The organism is Maribacter sp. UH1 (assembly GCF_056839145.1).
Map to the genome: position 1 here is coordinate 2,551,251 of NZ_CM166387.1, position 25,935 is coordinate 2,577,185.

The following is a 25,935-nucleotide window of genomic DNA, read 5'->3' on the forward strand; positions in this document are numbered from 1 at the left end:
GTAAATAGTAAGTGTTGCTTATAAGACTAATATAGGTTGCATTTGTTACATGAACACCTATCAAAAGTAATTTTTTCAACTATAAAATTAGTTTAAACTAAATATTTAGTTATATTTGAGCATAGAACTAAAAGATTAGTTGAATGAAGCAGTTGACAAAAGCAGAGGAAGAAGTAATGATTGTGTTATGGGAATTACAGAAATGTAACGTAGCATCGATCATTGAAAAATTACCTGAACCAAAACCGGCATATAATACCGTTTCTACAATTGTTAGAATTTTAGAAAGCAAGGGTTTTGTTGATCATGAACAAGTAGGTAAAGGATATTTGTATTTCCCTTTGGTGAAGAAATCAGATTACAGTAATCAGTCCATCAACAAATTGGTAGACGGCTATTTTCAAGGTTCATTTAAAAGTATGGTGTCGTTTTTCATGAAGAAAAATGATATGAGCCTTTCTGAATTAGAGTCGGTATTGAATGAAATTAAAAAGGAGAAACCATGATACAATACATTTTGGAGTGCATCGCCTTTCAGCTTCTTTTCTTGGTTATTTATGACTTTTTTCTAAAGAAAGAGACATTTTTTCAATGGAATAGGCTGTATTTAATCGGAACCTTTGTTTTGTCTTTGATATTACCTTGGGTGAAAATTGAAGCTTTTAAGCAGCAAGTACCGCAGACATTTGCCCAATACCCAGAATATTTATGGGAATTACAAAATGAAGCGGTTGTGGTTCAAGTTCAGGAATCAGCCAGCTGGAATCTTACTTGGCAAGAAGGTGTTTTTTATGGCGGAATGCTTTTGGCATCGTTGTTTTTTATACTAAAAATTAGACAATTATATCTGTTGAGAAAGAGTGGAGAGAAAGTTCAGTATCCGTTTTTTACGCAAATTGTTATTGCCAATAGTAGCATAGCTTTCTCATTCTTTAAGTCCATTTTTATTGGTGACCGTGTATTACGCATGAAACATGATACCATAATCGCCCATGAATTGGTGCATATAAAACAAAGGCATACGTACGACTTGTTGTTCTTTGAACTGATGCGAATTATAGGTTGGTTTAATCCGCTAGTATACGTGTATCAAAATCGCATTTCAGAATTACATGAATTTATTGCCGATGCTCAAGTATCAAAAGAGCATAAATCAGATCATTATGAGCAGTTGTTAGCTCAGGTTTTTCAAACCGAACATATATCATTTATTAATCAATTTTTTACAAAATCATTAATCAAAAAACGAATAGTCATGTTACAAAAATCAAAATCGAAAAAAATCTGGCAGTTGAAGTATTTGCTCCTTGTGCCAATGATATTTGGAATGTTGTTGTATACAAGTTGTAAAATGAATAAGACCACAACTGATAGTCAAGTAATCAATGAAAATGATGAGCTTTTAATTTCAGAAGTAAAGACTAAAATTAAAGAGGATAATTTGGATATGAATTATTTATATAATTCTGGTTTAGCGGAAAAATATAAAGATATAAATCAAGAAATTACCAAACATGAATTTTTTCTATATAAAGTCTTACAAAATGAAGTCATGGAGAAGGTATTTAAAGGTTATATTAAAGAAAACCCGGGTGAAAACATTGAGTTAGCAACGTTACAGTCACCTTCTGCTGATGGATATAATAGTTTTATAGGTCAAAGAAAAGCTTATAAATTAATAGATAATGACCTAAAATCATCGGTTAAAGCATTCGGAAAGGATATTACTTTTTATGATAACAGTTTAGGGGCATATCCATCAGATTTTCTAAAATATAAAGTAAATAATACATCGAAGCTTAGTTCAAATGAATTACAAAAATTCAATGAATTGTTAGTTAGTTTAGAAAATGAACCTGATTATTTAACGAATATTATTCTTTCTGATGACACAAATGTTTTTTTAATAAAGACCGATATCAAAGATTTAAGGGGTAGTATTGAGTCTCGAAGTGTTGAGATTGTAAGCGAAGAAGAATTTGAAGATATGGATAATGTCAATGTTGCTTTTGCAATAGTAGAGGAAGTTCCGATTTTTCCTGGATGTGAAGACGCAGCTGATAAACGCGCTTGTTTTAATGAAAAAATGCAGCAACATATTGGGAGACATTTTAATTATCCAAAAGCAGCTAGAGATGCGAATATAGAGGGGCGAGTAAGTACGATGTTCATTATTTCCTCTGAGGGAACAATTGAAAATATTAAAATGCGCGGTCCAGATAAGTTATTGGAAGATGAGGTAGAACGCATTATTACGAGGTTACCAAAGATGACTCCAGGAAAGCAATCGGGTAAGGCTGTGAACGTACCTTTTTCTATTCCTATTCAGTTTAAGTTGGATGACGGTGATGATTCTGATGTTGAAGAAGAACGATACTTAAATGAAGGGTATATACCTTTTGCCGTAGTTGACGAGGTTCCAATTTTCCCAGGTTGTGAAGACGCAGCTGATAAACGCGCTTGTTTTAATGAAAAAATGCAGCAACATATTGGTAAATATTTTAATTATCCAAAAGCAGCTAGAGATGCGAATATAGAGGGGCGAGTAAATACTATGTTCATCATTTCTTCAGAAGGCACTATTGAAAATATTAAAATGCGTGGTCCAGATAAGTTGTTAGAAGATGAGGTAGAACGCATTATTACGAGGTTACCAGAAATGACACCTGGAAAGCAATCGGGTAAGGCTGTGAACGTACCTTTTTCGATTCCGGTTCAATTTCAATTACAAGAGGATGATACTGCGAATATGGTTTCTGAAATTTCAGATGATATGGAAATGGAGCCTTTGTACTATGTTAATGATAGAAAAATCACTAAACTAGAAATGGAAGCTATTGATCCAAATACTATAGAAAGTATTTTTATTTTAAAAGATGAAAAAGCCATAGAAAAATATGGTGAAGAAGGTAAAAATGGAGTTGTTGAAATTAAAATTAAAAAGTAATAAGTGAAGCATCTTTTTATATTTACACTGCTATTATTACAGATTAAAGTCGAGGCTCAAACCCCGGCTTTAGCTATTGCTGATAGCTTATATATTTTAGGGAATTATTCAAAGGCGATTAATGAATATTCCAAAGTTGGCGGACTTTCTGCTGCGCTTCAGATAGCAAGAAGTTACAATGCCGTTGGCAATTATGAGAAAGCTATTACACAGTATCAATATGTGGTTGAGGAAGATGTTGAAAATCAACTCGCACAATTTGAACTTGGAAAATTATTGCTGAAAGTAAATAGGTTTGAAGGCGCAAAATCTGTGTTTACAAATTTGTCCAATCTCAATACAACTAATCCGGAATTTCAATTTTATTTGGGGGAAGTCAATCGTCATTTAGATGCTACAGACGCAAGTTTAAAACAATATAAAAAAGCAATTGATTTAGATAGTACGCATCTTAGAAGTCTGTTTCAGCTTGCAAAACATTATACTATTAAGCAAGAGCGCGATAATGCTTTAAAGTACATTTTACAGGGTTTGGATTATTATGAGAATGATGTCTCTCTCATTAATTTACATGCATTGGTACTATTTAATGATTCTCAATTCGAGAAAGCAATTCCTTTATTCGAACGGCTTTTAGAATTAGGAGAAGATAAAGATTACGTCTATGAAAAACTAGGCATTTCCTACAGGCGAAATTGGGAGTTTAAAAAGGCTAAAGAAGCTTATGCCATTTTATTGAAGAGAGATGATACCAATTCACAGACGTATTTTGAGTTAGCCAGCGTTTATCAGAAAGAAAATAAATTAGACAGCGCAAAAATTTTCATTGAGAAAGCCATGGCAGTTCAAAAACCCATTTTTGCGAACGGTTATAGTCAATTGGCATATATAGCCCGTGAACAAAAAGATTTTAAAAAAGCATTCAAATTCTTCAAAATGGCTCATCAAGAAGATACATTTGATGCACGTATATATTATAATATAGCCACAACGTACGATCAGTTTGGTACTGACTTGAAGAAGAAATTAGGCTATTATGAGAATTTTTTAAATGATTACCCGAATGAGCATCCGTATTATTATGAAACCACTAAAAAACGTATTTCTGAATTAAAGGAAGAAATCCATTTTACCAAAGATTAAACTCCTCAAAAAAATCGTAATTTCACCAGTAGAACAGGTGAAATGAAACGAGTTATCTATTTTCTTGTGTTAATTTTAATAAGTTCTTGTTCGTTCTTTGAGTCCAAACAAAAAAGAACGCAAGAGCTTATAGATGAGGAGTTGCGCCATATAGATTGGAACAGTGTAGATTCTTATCCGTTTTTCTATACTTGCGATGAAGCGGTTACCAAAGAACAGCAAAAGATTTGCTTTGAAGAAACCTTAATCTCCCATTTTCAAGAAACCTTGAATGATTTTGAATTCACTTTGACCGATAAGGAAAGTGAAACCGTTGAAGTTATTTTTGTAATTGATACCTTAGGTAAAATACGAGTTAATAATATTTATAAAAATGAACTAGTATTAAACCAAATGCCAGAATTTGATGGCGTTATTACGCAAAGCTTAAAGAATCTTCCTAAACTTGCACCCGCTTTAAAAAGAGGAATTCCGGTGAATACCAAATATCGAATTCCGGTTCAATTAAACACAAACTAAGCATTTTGGCGAACGAGAAAATAATTTTGGGTATTGACCCAGGTACGACTATTATGGGTTTCGGACTCATAAAAGTGGTAGGTAAAAAAATGGAGTTTATTCAAATGAACGAATTGCTTCTTCAAAAATATAACGACCCATACACCAAATTAAAACTCATTTTTGAGCGTACTATCGAATTGATAGATACCTATCACCCAGATGAGATTGCAATAGAAGCTCCTTTCTTTGGTAAGAACGTACAATCGATGCTAAAGTTGGGTCGTGCACAAGGGGTTGCCATGGCAGCGGGACTATCACGTCAAATACCGATTACCGAATACTTGCCCAAAAAAATTAAAATGGCGGTTACCGGAAATGGTAATGCTAGTAAAGAGCAAGTCGCTAGAATGTTACAAAGCGTATTGGGACTAAAAACACTTCCAAAAAACCTAGATAGCACTGACGGACTTGCTGCTGCCGTTTGTCATTTTTATAATCAAGGGAGAGTTGATGTGGTCGGTAAAAGCTATTCTGGCTGGGGCGCTTTTGTTAAGCAGAATGAGAAACGAGTTAAAAAATAGTTTTCAGTGGGCAGTACCAGTATTCAGTAACAGTTATTAGTAGCAGTAACCAGTAAAAATAATATATGCAGTTTCAAGATTTGTTGGCTTACAAAAAGTCTTTTGCACTTGCAATGAAGATATTTCATACTTCAAAATCCTTTCCTAAAGAAGAGAAATATTCTTTGACTGACCAAATTAGACGTTCGTCTAGAAGTGTGAGCGCTAATATTGCAGAAGCCTATCGTAAAAGAAGTTATCCTAAGCACTTTATAAGTAAGTTGACTGATAGCGATGCTGAAAATTCAGAAACTCAGACTTGGCTAGAGTTTGCATTACAATGTGAATATATTGACCAAATAACATTTAATGATTTTATAAAAGATAGTGAAGAAGTTGGTAAGCTTTTAAACTATATGATTAATAACCCAAGTAAATTTGGTTCAAACTAAGAACTGTAAATTGAAAACTGAAAACTGGTACTGCCCACTGATAACTGGTGCTGCCCACTGATAACTGGTGCTGCCTACTGAATACTGGTACTGCCCACTGATAACTGGTGCTGCCTACTGAATACTGGTACTGCCCACTGAAAACTGAAACTATGTCCGGAATCTACATCCACATTCCATTTTGTAAACAAGCGTGTCACTATTGTGATTTCCATTTTTCTACCACTATGGGAAAGAAAGAAGCGATGGTGAAAGCATTGTGTAAAGAACTGGAGCTGCGTAAGAACGAGTTTTCTGAAGAACAGGTTGCAACCATCTATTTTGGCGGTGGTACGCCTTCTGTTTTAGAAACTAAGGAAATTGAGCAGTTGATAGAAGCGGTTCGTGAACATTATAATGTTGTAGACAATCCGGAGATTACCTTAGAGGCGAATCCTGATGATTTATCCGAAGAGAAAATACTACAACTGGCAGTCAGTCCTATAAATCGTTTAAGTATAGGCATTCAATCGTTTTTTGAGGAAGATTTAAAATTGATGAACAGGGCACATAATGCTTTGGAAGCTGAAAAGTGTTTACAATTGGCAAGTCAGCATTTTGATAATATTTCGATTGATCTTATTTATGGAATGCCGAATATGACTTTAGAACGCTGGAAACAGAATATAGATAAAGCACTTAGTTATAGTATTACGCATATCTCTAGTTATGCTCTTACGGTAGAGCCTAAAACGGCACTTGCGAAGTTTGTGGAGGATGGGTTGATTACGCCTACATCTGACGAAGAGACACAAGAGCATTTTAACCTGCTGAATGATACTTTGCTTGCGGAAGGATTCGATTGTTACGAGATTTCCAATTTTGGGAAACCAGGATATTACTCTAAGAATAACTCTGCCTACTGGCAGCAGAAAAAATATATAGGTATTGGTCCGTCTGCACATTCTTTTGATGGTGTGCGTAGAGGATGGAACATCAATAACAACCCAAAGTATATAAAATCCATAGAGCAGAATATATTACCTATGGAGGAGGAAGTACTTTCTTCGACCGATAAATACAACGAGTATGTTATGACAGGCTTGCGGACTATCTGGGGGGTTTCTCTTACTAGAATATCAACTGAATTCGGACCTAAATACAAAGAGTACATCCTAATGCAAGCCGATAAGTTTCTAAAAGAGCATTTGCTTTTCGTTGATGGTGACATTCTGAAGACCACTAAAAAAGGGATGTTTCTAGCAGACGGCATTGCGGCAGATTTGTTTATGTTGAATTTGAAATAGATGAAAGAAGCTTGTTATGAGCAATCTAAAAATTCGTAATTTTCTAACTATTAAAAGAAAAGCCTTAACCATACGTCTGCACATAAATTTACAAATTGTAAAATGAAGACTACCATAACCCATAATGCTAAAGAGTATCAAATAGACTTGTCTAAACCCCTAGATATTTCCATACCTATTACTAATAAAAAAGATAACGTAAACGCTTGGTATGTTGATGCTCCAACAATAGAGCCCCATAGAGAAACTAATTTTACAGGAAGTATTGCGGCAGGTTCTAGTACTAATTTTTATGATATATCTTTCAATCCGCATTCCCATGGTACGCATACGGAGTGTGTTGGTCATATTTCTGCAGAGCATCAATCTATAAATCAGCATTTAAAACAGTTTTTCTTTTTGGCTGAGGTGATTACGATTACACCATCTGAAGAAAAAGGAGATTTGGTCATCACAAAAAATCAAATTGAAAATGCACTTAGCAATAATACCCCAAAGGCATTAGTGATAAGAACGCTTCCTAATCTGGCATCAAAACGAAATAGGCATTATTCCCATACCAACCCGCCATACATATTAGAAGATGCCATGGTCTTTATTAGAGAATTGGGAGTGGAGCATTTGTTGATAGACCTACCATCTGTAGACAAGGAAAAAGATGATGGCAAGCTTCTAGCGCACAAGGCATTTTGGAACTTCAATTCAGAGGTGAGATTAAACGCTACCATTACGGAGTTTATTTACGTTCCAGATTCAATTGCTGATGGTTCGTACTTTGTAAACTTGCAGGTGGCACCTTTTGAGAATGACGCTAGCCCAAGCAGACCAGTGCTTTATAAAATAGAATAATTATGAGAAATCTACTGAAATTAGAGGAACTCGCCTTAATGGTGCTCGGTATTTTTATGTTCGGCTTGTTAGGTTACCAATGGTGGTGGTTGCCAGTTTTGATACTTACGCCAGATATTTCAATGTTGGGTTATTTACTAGGTTCCAAAATAGGTGCTGTGTGTTATAATACCTTTCACCATAGGGGATTCGCCGTACTATTATACTTTGTAGGTATTTATTTTATGTTACCCATAATACAATTAATAGGTACAATTCTTTTTATACATACCGCCATGGACCGTATCTTTGGATACGGACTCAAATATGATAAAGGGTTTAAGTTTACGCATTTAGGCGAAATAGGAAATAACAATGGATAATATATTTGATACGATTCTCGGTCTGGTTTTAGGGGCTATTGGCATGTATTGGCTTTTTAATTTTTTTAAAGGCAAGAAAAGTAAAGAGATTACAACACACCAATCTACCGTGTTGTTAGAGAAGATGAAAAGTGTTTGCAAATTGATATCTGTAGAAGGTGAATTTGCAGAAATCTACCAGTATGAAAATGTAAAAGATTTCATGAGTTTGGTGAGTAGTAAAAAGAAGGCTTTGGTAGTTATAAAAGCTAAAGCACATATTGGCTATGATCTAAGTAAACTTTTAATGCATGCCGATGAGAAAAAGAAAAAAATAGTTCTTGATAATTTTCCGCAACCGGAAGTGCTAAGTATTGAACCAGAACTGGAGTTTTATGATATTAAAAGTGGATTTTTTAACTTTTTTGCTCCAGATGATTTAACCAAATTAAATGCGGAAGCCAAAGCACATATAAAGGAAAAGATTCCTGAAAGCGGACTAATGGATAACGCAAGAAAAGAAGCCTTGCAGACAGTTTTGATAATGGAAAAAATTGTAGAGACCATAGGTTGGACATTAGATTATTCCGCACTTAAAATTTCGCAGAAACAAATAGAATTACTCGAAGAAAAACAATAAACAACTAAGATTTAATTATGAAAAACGTAATTTGTATCCTTGCAATAACACTAATGACCTCTGTAACTTTTGGTCAAAATGATGATAAAATGACTGAATTCGACGCTAATTTTTCCCATACTGTATTTTTTTGGTTGAAAAACCCTGATAATCAAGCAGACCGAACTGCTTTTGAAACTTCTTTACGTAAGTTTTTAGATAACTCGGCATATGCTAAAACACAATTTATTGGCAAGCCGCCAAAAGCGAGTAGAGATGTGGTAGATGGTTCATTTACGTATTCTTTAATCGTAAGTTTTGATTCTGCTGAATCTCAGCAAGCATACCAAGATGAGGCACCGCACAAGGTGTTTATTGCCGAATCTGAGAAGTTGTGGTCTAAGGTCATCGTTTACGATTCTACAGGTATTTAAAAAGTACCATAATTTTAAGGTCAGGTACTGTTTATTGTATTTGACCTTAAGTTAATTTATGTTCTAATACCTCAATAGCATGAATGTTGAAGAATACCGAGATTATTGTATTTTAAAGAAAGGAGTAACAGAATCTTTTCCTTTTGATGAGACGACGCTGGTATTCAAAGTTATGGGTAAAATGTTCGCCCTTTGTGGCTTGGATAATGTTCCGCTTCGCGTTAATTTAAAATGCGACCCAGAAAGAGCTATAGCACTTCGTGAAGAGCATGATGGCATTATTGAAGGTTGGCACATGAGTAAAAAGCATTGGAACACTGTTTACTTAGATAAAATATCCAAAGTCCTTACAAAAGAACTTATTGATCATTCATACAATTTGGTGGTTTCTAAATTGACTAAGAAAGTGAAGGCGGAGTTGGAGGCGTTGTGATTTGTTTGATTTAGCAAGGAATAACAAATTAATATGATAGTTTTTTTTGAAAAGATAGTTAATGAATATAGGTCAACCTTTTTTGCACTTATTTTTTTATGTTCTTTTCAATTTATTTTTTCTCAATCTATAATTTCTGGTAAAATTATTGACGAAGATGGTAACCCATTACCTTTTGTTCATGTTCGTATCCTAAATTCAAACATTGGTACTATATCTAACGATGTTGGGCTTTTTAAACTAGTTTCAGATTCAAAAAGCATAAATTTTAACTTAGTTATTTCTACAATTGGCTACAGAACAAAAACTGTAATTTTAAGAGAAGGTTATCAAGTAATTTCATTGGATAAAGATATTACTGAATTAAATGAGGTTGTTTTATATGCCAAAGATTTTGGTAAAGAATTAATACAAAACGTCATTGCATCTATTCCTGATAACTACCCGGTTAAAAATGAGAGGCATAAAGGTTTTTATAGAGAAACAACTACTTGGAATAAAGAAGAAAATCCAATTTATATTTCAGAAGCAGTTATAGAGGCTAATAAAAAAGCATACACAAAAGCAATTAAGTCTGGTGATGTCAAACTAGTTGAGTTACGTAAATACGAAAGTGAGCAACTAGATTCCCTTACTACAAAAATTAAAGCAGGAAGTCACCATATACATAGATTTGATTTGGTGGCAAGAAGAGATTATTTTTTAAATAATATTAATGCTTATAGGTATAAAATAGCAGATACTTTACGGCAATACGATCAAGATATTTACAAGGTTTATTTTGAAAATAAAAATAAAGTGTCTGGATATGTTTATGTGATGGATTCCACTTTTGCGATAATAAAAGCAGAAGTTAAAGTAAAAGCCTTCTTTGAATTATCTGGACCCAATCGTCAATTTTTAAATTATACTATAGCTTATGAACAGGGGGATGATAATATATGGAGATTTAAAAATTCTCAATATGAAACCGCCTTTAAGAAAAGAGGGAAATTGCTCAACTTAGTTAGTAATTATGTAACAACAGAAGTTCATGGTAATATGCCTGATATTCTATATTTAGAAAAATTACAGTTTGATGATATTCTTTTAGATGAGAACAATGATTATAACCCTGATTTTTGGAATAGCTATAACATTATTTCCCCTGATGCTGTATCCGAGAGTTTGTTTAAATCCATTGATTACTCCGAAAAAGAAAATTCAAAAACTCAATCTAATAAATTGTTAAACATTTTAAGTAAACTCACCTATGAAATGAGTTTCAACTGGACACCTTTAAGTATTAATTCATATTCGTTAGATTTTGCTAATGAGGCTTTGGAGATTAAACGAGATGGTGTGCCTTCAGAAGATAATACGTTTGGTTTCACTTCCTCTCTATTCTTTTCGATTACACCTAATTTTTTAATTGGGTATTCTAACGTTAGTAAATTTTCAAGTATTGGCATTAACTCACATGACTTAGTACTTGCTAAAAATTTTAATTTAAATCCTACCGGAAGGCCAATCTATATATCTCCTCGGGTAAGTTTAGGCTATCTAGAATTAGCTTATGAAATTGGAGGTTATTCTGTAAAAGAAGGTTTTAAAATTGAAAATAAATCTTTTGATAGCGAAAACGTAAGTGCAGTAATGTCTCAAAGAGGAATGAGAATAAAACCTAGTATATTTTTAAAACTGGAAAAGAGTAGAAGATTAAGTTTTTTATTGTCCGTAGGATATAATTTTCCACTAAATAATACAGAAGGAATTATTCTTCAGGAACAAGATGGTTTTTTTCTTTTTCGTAAAAAAGCTTTTATCAAGAACGGAAAACAAAACCTTTTAATTGATACAAATCAAAATGACCTATTGAGAAATAGCTTCACTATAAATACAGGTATTTCTTTAAAATTTTAATATTTGAAAAAAGCATTTTCCCATTCCCTCACTCAAAGCCACCATTCCCTCATTCTAACTTTTCTTTAGCGGTCAATTTTCAGTACTTAATAGTGCTTAAAACCACTATTCATGAAAAACCACAGATCACCCCAAGAAGTAAATGCCGGGTCAATGGCTGACATCGCTTTTTTATTACTCATCTTTTTCTTAGTTACCACTACTATAGAAAATGATATGGGACTAAACCGTATTATGCCTCCTGATGATAATAATGCTATTGTAGATATCAAAGAGAGAAACCTTTTTGAAATCAGCATAAATGACGCTGATTTAATAATGGCAGAAGGAGATATTTTAGACCCTAACAATCTTAAGGAGAAAGTAATCACTTTTATTGATAACGGAGGATTACCATTAGAAGCAGAGGGATACTGCGATTATTGTAAAGGAGATAGATCAGCAAATTCCTCTGAGAATCCTGATAAAGCCATCATTTCTTTAAAGGCACAGCGTAATAGTAGTTATCCGGTTTATGTAACTGTGCAAAATGAAGTGATTGCAGCTTATAATGATTTACGAGATAGAGAGAGCTTACGATTGTTCAATACTCCTTATAAAACCATTTATTCCGATTATTACAATGAAGAAATTAACGAGGATGAAAAGAAAGTTTTAAAAGAACGATTAGAAATCATAAGAGCACTTTATCCACAGAAAATTTTAGAACTAGAAACCTTAAATAACTAAAGCCATGATAAAATTCAACAAATATAGATCTAGTAAAAGCTTGCCGCCTGTATCAACTGCATCATTACCAGATATCGTTTTTATACTTCTCTTTTTCTTTATGACAGTTACTGTTATGAAAAATCAGAACTTATTAGTTGAGAACACCTTGCCGACGGCAACTGAGACCGAGAAGTTAGATAAGAAAGACCGAGTTATAGAAATTTATGTAGGCAAGCCTACTAACGACAGTAATACAAATTTGGGAGATGAGCCCAGAATTCAAATGTATAATAAATTTATTACCGTAGATGAAGTCGGAGATTATGCATTGCAAGCCTTGTCGTCAATGCCAGAGCATTTAAAAAGTGTTGCAACAGTATCTATTAAAGCAGATATTGGAGTGAAAATGGGTGTTATAGAAGACCTTAAAAGTGAACTTCGTATGGTGAATTTGTTGAAAATAAACTATACCACTTATGAAGGTACTGCTGTAGATAACTTATAGAATGAAATGAATGTTTTAAATCTACTTTACATTTATAGAAACCACTTTCTAAGGTTATCTTTGCCTTTTCTATAATAGGTTGATATTCATGAATAATTTAGAAGAATTTTACACCCAACGCGTACAAAAGTTTGAGGATCTTATTGAAGCTTTAAATAAGAAACTATTTTTATTTAGCACGTTACGATTACTGATATTTTTAGGTACAATAGCTGCACTTTATTTCGCTTCGGTAAATGCCAAATATGTGGTTGCCGTTTTATTTGTTGGTATACCATTGTTCTTGTTTTTAGTAAGTAAGTACACAAATCTAAAACTTCAAAAAGCTAAAATTGAAGAGTTGAGAAATCTCAATCAAGTAGAGTTACAAGTGCTAAAAAGAGATTTTTCTAAATTACCTAACGGAAAAGAATTTGCCGATGACATTCATTTTTTCAGCCAAGATATAGACTTGTTTGGTGAAGGTTCTTTTTATCAAATTTCAAATAGGACAAAACTTGCCGAGGGTAGCCTTTTATTAGCCGATATTTATAAGGAGAATTCGATTAACGACATTGCCGAAAAGCAAGAAGCAATTACTGAAATTGGTAAAAAAGTTGATTGGCGACAAGAGTTTTCTGCGATGGCGGCATTAACGAAAACGGAAACTTCTACACATACTATTGCCAAATGGTTAAAGAATTACGAGTCTTTTGTACCAAAGGCAATGAAATTTATTCCGCTAGTATTTTCAATTATTTCAGTGGCTATTTTTATTGCATACTTTTTGGATTACCTACCGGAATCTGTATTGATTTCATGGTTGGTTCTAGGTATAATCATCGTTGGTCTATTTACAAAAAAGGTAACCAATTTAGGACAGAGTGCTACCAAAATGAAATCTACTTTTGATCAGTACAATCAACTATTGGCAATGATAGAAAAGACTGATTTTACATCAGATCTATTGAAAAAACAAAAGGAAAATATTTTAAGCAATGGTGAACATAATTCTAAAGTTCTAAAGAAATTCGCATCACTTTTAAGCAACCTGGATCGTAATAATAATCTACTTTATTTAATATTTGCAAACGGATTTTTCCTTCGCTCATTAACTGATTGTCTTGCTATTGAGAAATGGATTGAGGCGCATGGTAAAAGTGTTGAGGTTTGGTTCAATACCATCGCGTTTTTTGATGCCTATAGTAGTTTAGGGAACTTCGCTTTTAACCATCCAAATTTTACGTATCCTACGATAACCAATGACGGAGTGGTATTAAAGTCTAAAAATGCTGGTCACCCGTTGTTAGATCCAGCGAAAAGTGTATTAAATGATATTACTATTGATGGCGGACAGTTCTTTATTATTACTGGTGCAAATATGGCTGGTAAGAGTACATTCTTACGAACTGTTTCATTACAGATTATGATGGCTAATGTTGGGTTGCCAGTTTGTGCTGAATCTGTAAGTTATTCTCCAATTAAACTGATTACGAGTATGCGTACTACGGATTCATTGACAGATGATGAGTCTTACTTCTTTTCAGAATTAAAGCGCCTTAGATACATTGTAGATGAAATTCAGACTGATCGCTATTTCATTGTTTTAGATGAAATTTTAAAGGGAACTAATAGTACTGATAAGGCATTGGGTTCGCGAAAGTTTGTAGAACGATTAGTAAAGAGTAAATCTACTGGTATTATTGCTACGCATGATCTTAGTCTTTGCGAAGTCGCAAATGAATATGATGCGGTTAAGAACCATTATTTTGACGCAGAAATCATAGATAACGAATTGCATTTTGATTACACGTTTAAAGACGGTATTTGTCAAAATATGAACGCTTCTTTTTTGTTAAAGAAGATGGGGATTATAGAATAAATCTTTTTTATTCATAGATTTAATATTGTAATCATTTTCCGTCTTTTTTATGCATAGAATTTCGCTTTTATTCCTTTTTCTTTTTTCAAATATTCTTTTAGCTCAAAATGAAATTGGTAACAATTTGGTCAAGGATAAATTCCTTAAATATTTTGAATTACCAAGAGAGTCTGTATTTCTGCACACTAACAAGACAACATACATAGCCAATGAAGAAGTATGGTTAAAGGGTTATGTTTACGATAGGCATAACAATAAACCCTTTAGTCAGACTAGAACGGTTCATGTAGGCTTGTATAATGCTGACGGAAAGAAATTTAACAACTATCATTTTAAAGCAGGTGATGGTTATTTTAAAGGTAGTATTGTCGTAGATTCAATGCTTGCTAGTGGTGAGTATTATCTTCGTACAAGTACAAATTGGATGAAGAATTTTAAAGAAGATGATTCTTTTGTTCAGAAAATCACCATTTTAAATGAAAAACCGATTGAAAAGGCTAAATCTATTAAAGATTATGATATCCAGTTTCTGCCTGAAGGCGGTAACTTCGTTGAAGACGCGCCTGGTGTTATGGGAGTTAAAGTTACTGATGCTAACGGATATGGTGTTAGAATTGTAGAAGGGTCTGTATTTGATAGCGATAATACTCAGGTAGCCAGATTCTATACATCAATTTTTGGTTTAGGAAAATTTAATTTTAATCCTAAGGCGGGTGTTGAGTATGTTGCTAAAATTGAGTTTGACGATGGTAGTGTGGAAACCACTACGCTTCAAAAACCTTCTAAAGTCGGCATCTCTTTTAGTGTAAAGAATGTTGATGATGACCGGTTCATTATTAGTTTAACTACAAACGAGGCGACAAAGGAAATTATTAAAGAAAAACAGTTTTTTTTGCTGGTACATAAAGATGGTCACGCAAATAGAATACCCATTACCTTCCCCAAGAATAAACTATTTGTATCAAAAGTTTTAAATAAAGAGGTGCTTAATAAAGGGTTGAATATCTTGACGTTATTTAATCCAGATGGTAAGCCAATTGCAGAACGATTGGTTTTTAATCATGCAGATCTTTTAGACACTAAGTTGAAGGTAAGCAAAATAACTACAGAGGGCGATTCTTTAAATATTCAAGTCAAACTTCTCGATAACGGTAATGTGCAACAAAATTTAAGTGTCTCTGTTTTACCTGGCAATACAATTTCTTACAATCAAAAAAACTCTATTTATAGTGCTTTATATTTAAAACCTTATGTAAAAGGATTTATTGAAAATCCAAAATATTATTTTAAGGATGTTACCCCTAAGAAAGAGAATGATCTAGACCTTTTATTGATGACCCAAGGTTGGTCTAGATATGATTGGACCGATGTGTTTAAAGGACCTCCTGGTCAGTTTTATGAATTTGAAAAGGGAATAGATTTAGAAGGAACTATTTATAATAAAGGAGTTACATCAGAAGAAAAGCTTTTAGTTAGTTTTCCTGATGGTCGTAGTAGATATTTAGACATTTTAGACAATAGATTTTTGATTCAGAAAAATTTCCCTGTAAAAGGTGAAACTTTGGATTTTACGTTAATTGTAAATAATGGAAAATTGGCAAAACCAAATATAGGTTTGAATATGAAGTTAGGGGCAATCCCCGATGAAATTGATACTATTTGGAAAGAAAAAGTAGAATTTGAAGATGAAAATAGTTCTAAAATAGATAATGCGCCAGATTTAATTTCTTCTGATAATACCATAAGTCTAAATGAGGTTACGGTTGTTGAAGATAAGATCAAATCTACTGTAGAAAGTAACGTGTTTATTCCTAAATATTTAAAAGGAAAAATGACAGAGGTTACTGAAGATATAGAATTTAGTTTTCCGCTAATAACCGACATTATAGCGTCTAGGGGTTATTACGTTAGAGAAGAGTTAAGTTTTGGTAGTACAGATCGGCTAATTATTAGAGCAAGAACTGTACAATCTTTTCTTTCAGGTAATGCATTGCCTGTTCCTGTTATTTATTTAAATGGTGCAAGATTAAGTACACTTGATATTTTATATAGAATGCCAACTAGTGAGGTGGAAAGTTTTTTAATAGATAAAACAGGCGCAGGTGAAGGAGCAAGAGGCGCCGGTGGTGTAATTCGTATTTATACCAGAAGATTGCCAAGGGATTATAATGGTCAGTATGGTAAAGATGAGAATGTTTTTAAGTACGAACTTAAAGAAGGATTTGAGCCTGTTAAGAAATTCTATACCCCTAAATACACTTCATACCTTTCTAATGAATTTGAGAATTTTGGTACTATACATTGGGTTCCAGAATTAAAGACTGATGAAAATGGTATTGCTACCTTCAAAATACTAAATACCTTACAGAATAATATCAATTTTTATATTGAAGGCATGGGGTCTGATGGTAGTTTGATTTCTGCTGAACAAAATCTTATAATTGATTGATTTTTAATATTTTTAAAACAATATAACAACACCTGTTAACTCTCCCTTTGGGGGCTAGGGGGCTCGGCATCATATGGATTCATTAACACAAATAGTACTTGGGGCAGCGGTCGGCGAGGCGGTTCTTGGTAAGAAAGTGGGTAATAAGGCTATGCTTTACGGTGCTATTGCTGGTACAATACCCGATTTAGATGTGATTACCCGTTATTTTCTAGATACTGTTACTGCTACCGAATGGCATAGGGGAGTTAGTCATTCTATTTTCTTTTCAGTAGTATGTGCACCCCTTTTTGGTTGGCTGGTCTGGAAAATAAACAAGAAAGAATCTGCTACTTGGAAAGATTGGTCTTGGTTAATGTTCTGGGGTCTCTTTACGCATCCGTTATTAGATGCATTTACTACTTGGGGAACACAATTATTTTGGCCATTTAAAACAAGATTAGCGTTTCAAAGTGTATTTGTGATAGATCCATTGTATACTGTTCCGTTTATCATTTTTTTGATATTAGCCATGTTTCAAAAACGGACGTCTATAAAACGCAAGAGGTATGTAAAACTTGGACTACTAGTTAGTACATCATATTTAGTATTAACACTACTTTTAAAAGGAATTGCTTTTCAGAAATTTGAAAATGCGCTTGAGGAACAAGGTATTTCTTATAATGATATGAATACCCGCCCTGCACCATTGAATACGGTACTTTGGATGGCAAATATAGATACTGAAGATGCTTATTTAATGGGAGATTATTCTTTCTTTGATACGCAGCCTATCTCGTTTACATCGTATCCTAAAAATCATGAATTACTGGGTAAATGGTCTAGTAACGATAAAATAGAGCGACTTATAAAAATAACCGAAGGCTGGTATACGATTACCGAAAATGACGGACAGCTGTATTTTAATGACCTAAGATTTGGACTCATTAGTTTAGACGAAAATGAAAATCAATTTGCATTCAGTTATAAACTAGTACCTAATGGTGATGATTTAATTGTGGAAGAAAGACCAAAGTTTAAAAGAGACGCCAAACGTTTAATGGCTGCGCTGTGGCAACGTATGTGGGGCAATTAGTTTCTTAAAATGGATAGCCTATAGCAAAATTTAAGGTCATATTATTATCTGCATTACCAAAGAAAGGTACATTCCAACGTTCGTTTTCATCTAAATAGGGTATACGCAGTGGGGAAGCCAAATCTAAGCGAATTACAAAACTTTGTATATCTAAACGAACACCAAAACCTACACCTGCTGCTACTTCGCTTAACCAGTCTTTTTCAAATTTACCATCAGTAAAAAGTGAAACAGATGAAGTACTGGTAGACTCATCTTCTATTAGACTAGAATAATCGCCCGTTAGCCATACATTACCTGCATCCACAAAAAACGCACCTTTTAAATATGAGAAAAGTGGAAAACGATACTCTACATTGGCTTCTAGTTTTAAATTACCAGATTGGTCGTAATAATCGGTAGTATCATCATCGGTGTCCGGTAAAAAATTACCAGGACCTATGGATCTGATATCAAAAGCACGCACACTATATGGACCGCCAGAGTAAAATTGTTTAACGAAAGGTAAAGTGGTGCTATTTCCATACGGTACACCCCAGCCTGCATATAAACGAGACACTAACGTACGTTCTTTTTGCCAGCGTAAATAGAGTCGTAAATCGGCATCTACTTTTGCATATTGTGCATATTCAGATCCAAAAATTGTACTTGAGCCTCCGCTAAACAAACTCAATGCATTTCCTGCTAAGTCAAAATTCGTAGAAAAGTAAATTGGTTTTTCTTTGCTAAGATTAGATACTTCGTCATACGTAAAACTATACAGTAAGCCAGCTATAAAACGCTGTTCAAAACTTTGACTTAAATATTCGTTGTCATCTAGAATAGCCTGAAACTCATCGGTTACATTAGATAGTCTAGAATAGTTAATACTGATAGGGTCTAAGGTGTGATATACGTACTGATTTTCTTTCCAGGTATACCCAAAACTACTGTTTACAGAACTTAGGGTGAATAGGTCGCTACGCTGCAGAAAATCAATACCTAGAGATATTTTGGTTTTGGGCACGGCATATTTGAATCTACTAGGCGAAAATGGTATTGATCTTGGTATGATCAAATCGGCACTTAAACCACCGGCAATACTGCTAAGGTTAGAATCGCTGTTAGACAATTGTAACTCATAAGAAAAATCTGCCGAAACACTAAAAGTTTCACCACCATTAAAAACATTTCTGTTGGTATGGCTCAATAAGATTCCCGGACCCGTGTAACCGTTAGATCTAGAAACCGCCTGTAGTTCTGCCCTAATGGATCGTTTTGTTAATGGGGCTAAATAGATATCTGCTGCTAAGGTTCCGCCATTACCGTCGGTTGCAGTAGTGTCCAATTCGGTGTATTGTATGTTTACGTACTTGTAGCTGCCCAATGCAGATAATCTGCTGCTTGTTTGTTTAGACGTGTTCGCATCGTATAGGTCACCTTCATTAAAAAGCAAGTATGACTCTAAGAGCTCAGGTTTGAAATATAATTCGTTCTGTATAAAATCTATACTATCTACTTGGGTGACGTTTTCTTTGGTGAATGGCAACGTATCTCCTTCTATTGAGTAGTTAGGATAAACGGTAATAGAGTCTATTTTATAGGGAATAGAAGCACGACTAGGAACATCTTTTTTGAGTCTTAAGAACAAATCAAATTTTCGATTTTTGTATTGATTGGTGTCCGCTTCAAAAATTAAAAGATCTTCTTGACTATTGTAAAACCCCTTTTGTTTTAAAGCATTATTCAAACGTGCTCTTTCCGCTTTTAATAGATCTAAATCAAAACGGTCTCCTTTCTTTAAAGCGGTTTCAGGAAGTATTTTTTCTATTTCCTTATACATTGGTAAGGTGTCAGATTCTAGATTGTAATTCTCTAATACGTAAGGAGCAGGTAACTTGGCGGAATAATTGACCGAGGCAAATTTTTCATCTATGACAGTTTCAGATTCAGACTGACTGTAGAAAAATCCGTTATTATCCAATCTGTTCAGTATCAATTCTTCTACACGTTCAGGGTTTACATCTGAAAAATAAACGGGTTCTTCTCCAAAAGATTTGTTTAGAAATTTATATAAGAATCCTGGTTTTTCTCGCTGCGCCTTATAATGAAAAAATAAGGCAGGTTTCATTCCTAAAAATTTGGTATTAGGGTTTGGTTCAATAAGATCAAGTAATTCTGACTTTATTTCTTTACCATCTTGGAGTTCACTTTCAGAATTTATGTCAAGAGTAGCACCAGTATACAATTGTTCTCCTTCAGGTATATATTTTTCTATACCACATGAATAGGCAAACAATAGTACTAAACAGAGTATAGTACGATATGTGAATTTTTTATTTTTCAATTGTATCTTCTTTCTTATCGTTCTTTTTTGAAGATTTTTTCTCTGAATCTTCCTTTTTTATCGGACTAAATAATTGACTGAACTTATTGAACTCGCGATTAAAGATAAACGCGACTCCGGTAATTATCAATTGACCATCAATGATATTTTGATACTCTTGTTTTCTGTATCCTTTAAGTCGGTACGTACCTTCTTCGCTCAACAGGTATTCTAACGTCACATTGCCTATTAAAGGGGTTTCGGTATCACTAGAATAGGCGCTACCTTCAACATCTACAGCACTACCAGCAGTAACTATTAGCCTGTCATTAAATAGTTTCTTACTTGCGCTTATATTTAACTGTGTTCTACTTTCAGCAGTGCCACTTTCATAGTCTTCAAAGCTATCCAAATCAAAACCTAGCTCAAAACCGGTATTACCCAATAGTTTGTTTGAAATAGAGGAGAGTTCATTTGAAAGGACCTTGTTGACATTGTTTTTGGCAATTGAAATAGCACCGCCGCTACTGCCATCACTACCCGTGGTTGGGTAAAAACGATTTAATGCCAATAATGAAAAAACTTGCTTATTCAACTCAGACTCTTGTTCGTTAAGTTGTTGTACACGACTATAAACTGCACCACCAAAATTACCTTGTTCACTCTCAGGCATATCTAAAGCAAATGATAATTCTGGTTGGGTTAGCTGTCCGTCGATATTCAGGTAAACCAAAAAGTCTGTTGCTTGCTGGTAAGTGCCAGATACACTACTGTCTGTACCATAACTTATAGATGACATTAGCGAAGATGCCGAAGTTTCAATTTCGTAAATAGCGGTAACATCCATTTTAGCATCATAAGGGTCTCCGCTCCAAACAATACTACTTCCTTCCTGTAGTTTAAACTCGCGACTAACTAAATTGTATAAGCTTGTTCTGTAAAAACCGGAATTTAATTCTAGCCTACCCGATAAACGTATATCTTGGTTGGGGTCTATATTAAGATTCAATGTTGCATTGCCAGATGCCTGTAGTTTGTCATCTGTTTTCTCATCAAGAACAACGGTAAACTTTGCTTCATTAGCTACTTCTAAAATCGTATTGATATCCATGCCTGCAAAAAAAGCATCTGATTTTTCGCCATCGTTACGTGTAAGTATGGCGTCTGGGTTTTCCCTATTTACAAAAATGACCACGCCATCTCGCTCTTGAATATCTAATTGGTCTTGCGGCACTACATAGGTGATATCCGTTATATCACGCACACGTAATTTTCCATCTATAACAGGTAGTTCTAGATTTCCTTTAACGGTTAAATCTGCCAAAATACTAGCAATACCATAAACAAGTTCGTCATCTCCTTTTTTAGAATCCAATACCCTGAATTGGTCTGTTTTAACCGAGAGATCAAAATCAGGATTTGTAAAACTCTTAGTAGTTATGGAACCATCTACGGTTAACATACCTTGGTTAATATCATTAATAGCAAAGGAGTTGAATGTAATTTCATCTTGATCAATATCTATATACTCGTCATTAATGGCAAAAGATGATTTGTACGCTGCTAAGGTTAAACTAAAATCATTGAAATTAATTCTGCCAGAATATTTTGGTTCGGCAAGTGAGCCATTTACAAGAAGACTACCATCTAAATACCCCTTACCGTCCGTTAATTGATTGTTTGATAAACCTTGAATAATACTAGCTTCTAATTTTTGAATATCGAGCTCCATGTTCAAGTCTGCTGTATTTTCTTTCGCGGTATAGTCTCCGGTCAATGTTAGATTGGCTCCACCATCTTTTAATGCCAAATCAAAATCATATTCAGATAATGATTTAGAAGACGCATCTAACGTTAATGTTCCTAACGGGTTCTCCATGACCTGAAAATCCTTAATATCAATATCTGCTACTAAACCGGAAGCGGCATACGGATTAAGAATTACAAAATCACCGGCGACCTTACCTTTTGCTAAAGCTTCATCAGGATTAAAAAAGCTTAGGAATGTTTGAAGTTGAAAATTCTCGAATAAAATGCCAATATGTTCGGTACTCATTTTTGGAAACTTATTTGAAATTTCCATCTTCTGAGAATTTCTACTCAAGATTACGTTGTCAAAGTATGAATAAGATTGCGCTATGACTATGTTGTTGTCTTCAGGTATTTCCCATTGTTTTTTATTTAAGATTAAATCATTTGGGCTAATGTGAAGTTTTAAAGTGTCTTTTTGAAATGCCAAACCAGATGAAATATGCATTACTTGTACAGAGTCATTTTTTGATGTAAAGTCAAGTAACAGTTCTTTGTTTTTAAGGCTGCCTTCCAAATAAGTTTGTTTTAGATGGATGGGTTCATAGATTAAATCTGCCAAACCAGCAGAGAATTTAAGGTCTACAGAATCTCCCTTTACAAAAGCATTTAAACTGTCAACAGAGCTACCTGCATATGCAATGTGAGGTACTTTTATTTCGGCAGATATCTTTCGCTTTTTAGAATTGAAACTAGCATCTATATTAACGGAGTCTAAGTCTTCAACTCCATTAAAAAACACCTTAGATAAAACGGGAGTAGGTATAATGGCAAGTGCCAATTTCGCATCAATATCGTCCTCAGCTTCAAATGTTGTGTCATCAGTAGAGAAGTATTGCTCTATTTGTTTTTTAAGTGCAGTAGTAATACGATTTGGTGATGCATTTGATGCTAATTGCCCATTTAAGAAATTACTTTTAACCGATACATCTGTAATAGAATCTTCAATATGAGCTTTTAGGGCGATAGCAGCTACTTGATATTGCTCATTGTCGGCAATGGTAACACCGTCTTCTATAGTTGTGTTTATTGTAAAATTGGATGGTGTGCCGGTATAATTTCCGTTAAGATTTGCCGCTATTTTTATATTGTTTTTTGTGAGACCTAGTTGTTGTAAATCGGCGCCAATAATATTTGAAGTAAAAATAATATCATTTTCTTGAGAAGAAAGTGCCATAGTTGAATTGACTTTCATGTTCAAGTTTGGGTCATCTATATTAGCGGTTATAGTACCGTTACCATTTTTTAGATTTCCGGTAATTTCTATGTCATTATAATTGTATCCGTCATATTGAAATTGTGTAATAGTGCCATCAATAGTACTGTCAAAATCATTAAGTTGAGAACCCGCACCTGTACCTTCAATTTTAAGTGATAATTTACCTAATTGGTCGTTTTGTAATAGCTTTCCTAATTGTAGACTATCAACAGAAATTTGACCATTGAACTTCATGATGTCATCAAAATCAACAAGTGCATTTACATTGGCGTTTCCTTCGGGTATTTTGATTTGTAAATCAGGATTTACCCAAGTGGTTCCACCAGATAAACTTCCTTCTGCGAGGATAGATTCTGGAATAGCTATCCCTAATTCTTTGGACGATATTATTTTATTGATTGCGAATTTAGTACTTGTAAAGCTAATACCGTTCAAGTCGTACCTAAGTGAATCTATAGCAGTGAGATTGCTGATGCTACCTTCTGCAGTTAGTTTAGTATCTTTTCCCCATAATAGTTCTGTATTAAAATCATTCACTTTTTCAAGACTACCTACGGCTTTTAGATTACCGGTAATAGGTTGTGCGGACAAGGAATCTAAATATTGATTTTGGGCTAGTTCCGGTTGTAGTTGAAGTACATCGTCAAGCTCTAAATTAAGAGCTGAAATAGTAGCGGACAAGGTACTTTTCTTAGGATTTTTCAATGCGCCTTTTAAGGAACTAAACTGTACATTAAAATCTGCCTTTACTGAACTCTGATTCATTTGAAAAACGACATCTGAAAGTGATGCTTCGGTATTGGTCAGACCTGCATTAAATACCAATTGATTTAATTCGATGCCACTAGATTCTGAAAAAGAAAATTTAGAAACGTTCAGATTAAATTTCTCGGGTTGGTATTTTAAATCTTCAGCTAGCAGTTGCAACTTTTCAATTTTAAAGGCATTGGGGTTAAAGCTTTCAGTGTTATGTTGGTTACCATTTAATGAATAGCTAAATGTATTTTTTGCAATTTCAATATCGTTGGCAACAATGATAAATTCTGGCCATTCAAATTCAGCTGTATTAGTGGTAGTAATTTCAGTTTCTTCACTACTTATTTGAAGGTCTATTTGGGAATTTTGAAAAACAAAGTCATCTGTTTCGTATCTATTCTTAGAAACATCCGCTAGTATATCTGTGAGTTCAATAGTACCTAATTGTAATTTAGTTCGTAGACCATCAGGCTGACTGTCGTAGTTGATATGAATATTATTCACATTAAAATCTTCAACTTCAATATATGGTAACGCTGTACTAGTGGTGTCTTCGGTTATGGGAAATACATGAGATTGTACGTATTTAAACTCGGTATCGCTCAACTCAAAATCATCCAAAGAAAATTTCATGGCGTCTAAGTCAAATTTAGATACATCTATACCTAATTTACCAAGTACTAGGTTAATGTCCGTTCCAAGATAGGCATCTGTATAGGTCAATTTCCAATCAGCTACATCTAAATTACCCACGTTAATATTCATTGGTTCGCTGGTTGTTGTAGTATCCGTTGGTGTGGTCAGAGCATCTATTAAAAATGTAAAATTAAATTCATCAGGGCTGCTTCCTCGACTAATATTAGCAACTACTCCATTTGAAGCTACGTCATCAATGGAAAGTTCATTTTTAAAAACTATGGGGTAGATAGGGATATCTGCTTGCAGTGATTTTGAGTAGAATAACGTATCACCCTTTTTATCTTCCAGAAATATATTCTCTATTAGAATGTCTCCTGAGAAGGTAAGATATAGATTGTCAACTTCTACTTTAGTATTTGTTTTGTCAGATATGTAATTAGTGACTTTTGAAACAATGAAGTTTTGCGCCCAAGGAGTTCTAATGACCAACACCAAAACAAAAAATAGCAATAACACCCCCAGAATAACTTTTCCGAAGCGTTTTAAATACTTTTTAATTTTCTGATTTTTTTCGACCATATGGTGAACACTATAGGATTGAATACTAACATTCAATTTTCAACAGTGACGTTACCATCCCAGTTGCGCCATAAAACCTGTAGCAATTATAATTAGTAAAACTATTATGATCATTAGGTTGTAAAACCTTCTTTTCTTTTTCTTGGTTTCTTTAAGTGATGCCATAAAAACACAAAGTTAAACCTACCAATATATAAATTTAGCTTATTTGCTGCGAAGATTGTCGGTAAACAACATAATCTGTGTATGTGTTTGGTTCTAAAACTAAAATTTAAAATAAAAAAACAGCTCGTCTATACATTTTGTCATTCGGTCTATACTTATCCTCTCTTAGTCAATTGAGCCAGATTAAAGCGATCATAACCTTATACCTTTGAAGTGTAATTAAAGATTAACAAGTAATATCATTAACTCTGAATCTTATGAAAACTGTTAAAAATTCAAATAGATGTTTAGGTTATTTTGAATCAGCGAACCAAGATGAGATTTTTGAAATAGACAATTTTAATATTACAAATTCAGAATTGATACTAGAAGCTATGGCAAAATAATAGTTGTTC

21 protein-coding genes are annotated in these 25,935 nt (G+C 33.9%); 19 read left to right on the forward strand and 2 right to left on the reverse strand.

Translation table 11 applies throughout. The annotated features are described in order from the left end of the window. Positions 1–143: 143 nt before the first annotated feature. The 18 genes from UH1x_RS11050 (at position 144) to UH1x_RS11135 (ending at position 18,068) form a co-directional block, all read left to right on the forward strand. Complete coding sequence (locus UH1x_RS11050) at positions 144–506, forward strand: BlaI/MecI/CopY family transcriptional regulator (protein ID WP_036151723.1); 363 nt, start codon at positions 144–146, stop codon at positions 504–506. Further along, positions 503–2,947, forward strand: a complete 2,445-nt coding sequence (locus UH1x_RS11055) for an energy transducer TonB (RefSeq protein ID WP_482621740.1) — start codon at positions 503–505, stop codon at positions 2,945–2,947. Before UH1x_RS11050 ends, UH1x_RS11055 begins: the two co-directional genes overlap by 4 nt. A gap of 3 nt (positions 2,948–2,950) precedes the next feature. Next, complete coding sequence (locus UH1x_RS11060) at positions 2,951–4,090, forward strand: tetratricopeptide repeat protein (RefSeq protein ID WP_482621741.1); 1,140 nt, start codon at positions 2,951–2,953, stop codon at positions 4,088–4,090. A gap of 42 nt (positions 4,091–4,132) precedes the next feature. Beyond that, positions 4,133–4,609 carry a hypothetical protein gene (locus tag UH1x_RS11065; protein ID WP_482621742.1) on the forward strand — a complete coding sequence of 159 codons (477 nt, stop codon included), beginning with the start codon at positions 4,133–4,135 and terminating at the stop codon, positions 4,607–4,609. A 5-nt stretch (positions 4,610–4,614) separates the two neighbouring features. Next, a complete protein-coding gene (ruvC, locus tag UH1x_RS11070) occupies positions 4,615–5,172 on the forward strand; it encodes a crossover junction endodeoxyribonuclease RuvC (RefSeq protein WP_405410744.1) in 558 nt (185 codons plus the stop codon). 65 nt (positions 5,173–5,237) lie between these two features. Beyond that, the gene (locus UH1x_RS11075; RefSeq protein ID WP_482621743.1) at positions 5,238–5,603 is read left to right on the forward strand and encodes a four helix bundle protein; all 366 of its coding nucleotides are present in this window, start codon (positions 5,238–5,240) and stop codon (positions 5,601–5,603) included. Between the two features lie 152 nt (positions 5,604–5,755). Then, positions 5,756–6,889, forward strand: a complete 1,134-nt coding sequence (gene hemW, locus UH1x_RS11080; RefSeq protein ID WP_482621744.1) for a radical SAM family heme chaperone HemW — start codon at positions 5,756–5,758, stop codon at positions 6,887–6,889. A 102-nt stretch (positions 6,890–6,991) separates the two neighbouring features. Next, positions 6,992–7,738, forward strand: a complete 747-nt coding sequence (locus UH1x_RS11085) for a cyclase family protein (RefSeq protein WP_482621745.1) — start codon at positions 6,992–6,994, stop codon at positions 7,736–7,738. Between the two features lie 2 nt (positions 7,739–7,740). Next, positions 7,741–8,100 (forward strand): DUF4260 domain-containing protein, encoded by a 360-nt coding sequence (locus UH1x_RS11090; protein WP_036151739.1) that lies wholly within the window; start codon positions 7,741–7,743, stop codon positions 8,098–8,100. Continuing rightward, complete coding sequence (locus tag UH1x_RS11095) at positions 8,093–8,719, forward strand: DUF4230 domain-containing protein (protein ID WP_482621746.1); 627 nt, start codon at positions 8,093–8,095, stop codon at positions 8,717–8,719. The genes UH1x_RS11090 and UH1x_RS11095 overlap by 8 nt, the downstream gene beginning before the upstream one ends. A 53-nt stretch (positions 8,720–8,772) precedes the next feature. Then, positions 8,773–9,132, forward strand: coding sequence for a Dabb family protein (locus tag UH1x_RS11100; RefSeq protein ID WP_396635326.1), 360 nt, complete (start codon positions 8,773–8,775; stop codon positions 9,130–9,132). A 79-nt stretch (positions 9,133–9,211) separates the two neighbouring features. After that, positions 9,212–9,565: an MmcQ/YjbR family DNA-binding protein gene (locus UH1x_RS11105; RefSeq protein ID WP_482621747.1), complete on the forward strand. Its 354-nt coding sequence runs from the start codon at positions 9,212–9,214 to the stop codon at positions 9,563–9,565. A gap of 33 nt (positions 9,566–9,598) precedes the next feature. Beyond that, a complete protein-coding gene (locus tag UH1x_RS11110) occupies positions 9,599–11,467 on the forward strand; it encodes a carboxypeptidase-like regulatory domain-containing protein (RefSeq protein WP_482621748.1) in 1,869 nt (622 codons plus the stop codon). Positions 11,468–11,578: 111 nt separating this feature from the next. Then, on the forward strand, positions 11,579–12,196 hold the full coding sequence (locus tag UH1x_RS11115) for an ExbD/TolR family protein (RefSeq protein WP_482621749.1): 618 nt from the start codon (positions 11,579–11,581) through the stop codon (positions 12,194–12,196). A 4-nt stretch (positions 12,197–12,200) separates the two neighbouring features. Continuing rightward, positions 12,201–12,683, forward strand: coding sequence for an ExbD/TolR family protein (locus tag UH1x_RS11120; RefSeq protein WP_482621750.1), 483 nt, complete (start codon positions 12,201–12,203; stop codon positions 12,681–12,683). 88 nt (positions 12,684–12,771) lie between these two features. Next, on the forward strand, positions 12,772–14,544 hold the full coding sequence (locus UH1x_RS11125; RefSeq protein ID WP_482621751.1) for a MutS-related protein: 1,773 nt from the start codon (positions 12,772–12,774) through the stop codon (positions 14,542–14,544). Positions 14,545–14,593: 49 nt separating this feature from the next. Next, on the forward strand, positions 14,594–16,993 hold the full coding sequence (locus UH1x_RS11130; RefSeq protein WP_482621752.1) for a hypothetical protein: 2,400 nt from the start codon (positions 14,594–14,596) through the stop codon (positions 16,991–16,993). A gap of 73 nt (positions 16,994–17,066) precedes the next feature. Further along, positions 17,067–18,068 carry a metal-dependent hydrolase gene (locus UH1x_RS11135; protein WP_482621753.1) on the forward strand — a complete coding sequence of 334 codons (1,002 nt, stop codon included), beginning with the start codon at positions 17,067–17,069 and terminating at the stop codon, positions 18,066–18,068. Between the two features lie 4 nt (positions 18,069–18,072). Here UH1x_RS11135 and tamL read toward each other — a convergent pair whose 3' ends face one another. Both tamL and UH1x_RS11145 read right to left on the reverse strand, forming a co-directional pair. Beyond that, the gene (gene tamL, locus UH1x_RS11140) at positions 18,073–20,394 is read right to left on the reverse strand and encodes a translocation and assembly module lipoprotein TamL (protein ID WP_482621754.1); all 2,322 of its coding nucleotides are present in this window, start codon (positions 20,392–20,394) and stop codon (positions 18,073–18,075) included. Then, complete coding sequence (locus UH1x_RS11145) at positions 20,384–25,375, reverse strand: translocation/assembly module TamB domain-containing protein (RefSeq protein ID WP_482621755.1); 4,992 nt, start codon at positions 25,373–25,375, stop codon at positions 20,384–20,386. Before UH1x_RS11145 ends, tamL begins: the two co-directional genes overlap by 11 nt. A 422-nt stretch (positions 25,376–25,797) precedes the next feature. Between UH1x_RS11145 and UH1x_RS11150 the strand changes: the two genes are divergently transcribed. Further along, on the forward strand, positions 25,798–25,926 hold the full coding sequence (locus UH1x_RS11150) for a hypothetical protein (RefSeq protein WP_299797603.1): 129 nt from the start codon (positions 25,798–25,800) through the stop codon (positions 25,924–25,926). The last annotated feature ends 9 nt before the right edge of the window (positions 25,927–25,935 follow it).

Bases quoted from the DNA above. Each gene is read 5' to 3' on its own strand.
- UH1x_RS11050 (WP_036151723.1), top strand. From the start codon at position 144: ATGAAGCAGTTGACAAAAGCAGAGGAAGAAGTAATGATTGTGTTATGG.
- UH1x_RS11055 (WP_482621740.1), top strand. From the start codon at position 503: ATGATACAATACATTTTGGAGTGCATCGCCTTTCAGCTTCTTTTCTTG.
- UH1x_RS11065 (WP_482621742.1), top strand. From the start codon at position 4,133: ATGAAACGAGTTATCTATTTTCTTGTGTTAATTTTAATAAGTTCTTGT.
- UH1x_RS11075 (WP_482621743.1), top strand. From the start codon at position 5,238: ATGCAGTTTCAAGATTTGTTGGCTTACAAAAAGTCTTTTGCACTTGCA.
- hemW (WP_482621744.1), top strand. From the start codon at position 5,756: ATGTCCGGAATCTACATCCACATTCCATTTTGTAAACAAGCGTGTCAC.
- UH1x_RS11085 (WP_482621745.1), top strand. From the start codon at position 6,992: ATGAAGACTACCATAACCCATAATGCTAAAGAGTATCAAATAGACTTG.
- UH1x_RS11090 (WP_036151739.1), top strand. From the start codon at position 7,741: ATGAGAAATCTACTGAAATTAGAGGAACTCGCCTTAATGGTGCTCGGT.
- UH1x_RS11095 (WP_482621746.1), top strand. From the start codon at position 8,093: ATGGATAATATATTTGATACGATTCTCGGTCTGGTTTTAGGGGCTATT.
- UH1x_RS11100 (WP_396635326.1), top strand. From the start codon at position 8,773: ATGACCTCTGTAACTTTTGGTCAAAATGATGATAAAATGACTGAATTC.
- UH1x_RS11105 (WP_482621747.1), top strand. From the start codon at position 9,212: ATGAATGTTGAAGAATACCGAGATTATTGTATTTTAAAGAAAGGAGTA.
- UH1x_RS11110 (WP_482621748.1), top strand. From the start codon at position 9,599: ATGATAGTTTTTTTTGAAAAGATAGTTAATGAATATAGGTCAACCTTT.
- UH1x_RS11115 (WP_482621749.1), top strand. From the start codon at position 11,579: ATGAAAAACCACAGATCACCCCAAGAAGTAAATGCCGGGTCAATGGCT.
- UH1x_RS11120 (WP_482621750.1), top strand. From the start codon at position 12,201: ATGATAAAATTCAACAAATATAGATCTAGTAAAAGCTTGCCGCCTGTA.
- UH1x_RS11125 (WP_482621751.1), top strand. From the start codon at position 12,772: ATGAATAATTTAGAAGAATTTTACACCCAACGCGTACAAAAGTTTGAG.
- UH1x_RS11130 (WP_482621752.1), top strand. From the start codon at position 14,594: ATGCATAGAATTTCGCTTTTATTCCTTTTTCTTTTTTCAAATATTCTT.
- UH1x_RS11135 (WP_482621753.1), top strand. From the start codon at position 17,067: ATGGATTCATTAACACAAATAGTACTTGGGGCAGCGGTCGGCGAGGCG.
- UH1x_RS11145 (WP_482621755.1), bottom strand. From the start codon at position 25,375: ATGGTCGAAAAAAATCAGAAAATTAAAAAGTATTTAAAACGCTTCGGA.
- UH1x_RS11150 (WP_299797603.1), top strand. From the start codon at position 25,798: ATGAAAACTGTTAAAAATTCAAATAGATGTTTAGGTTATTTTGAATCA.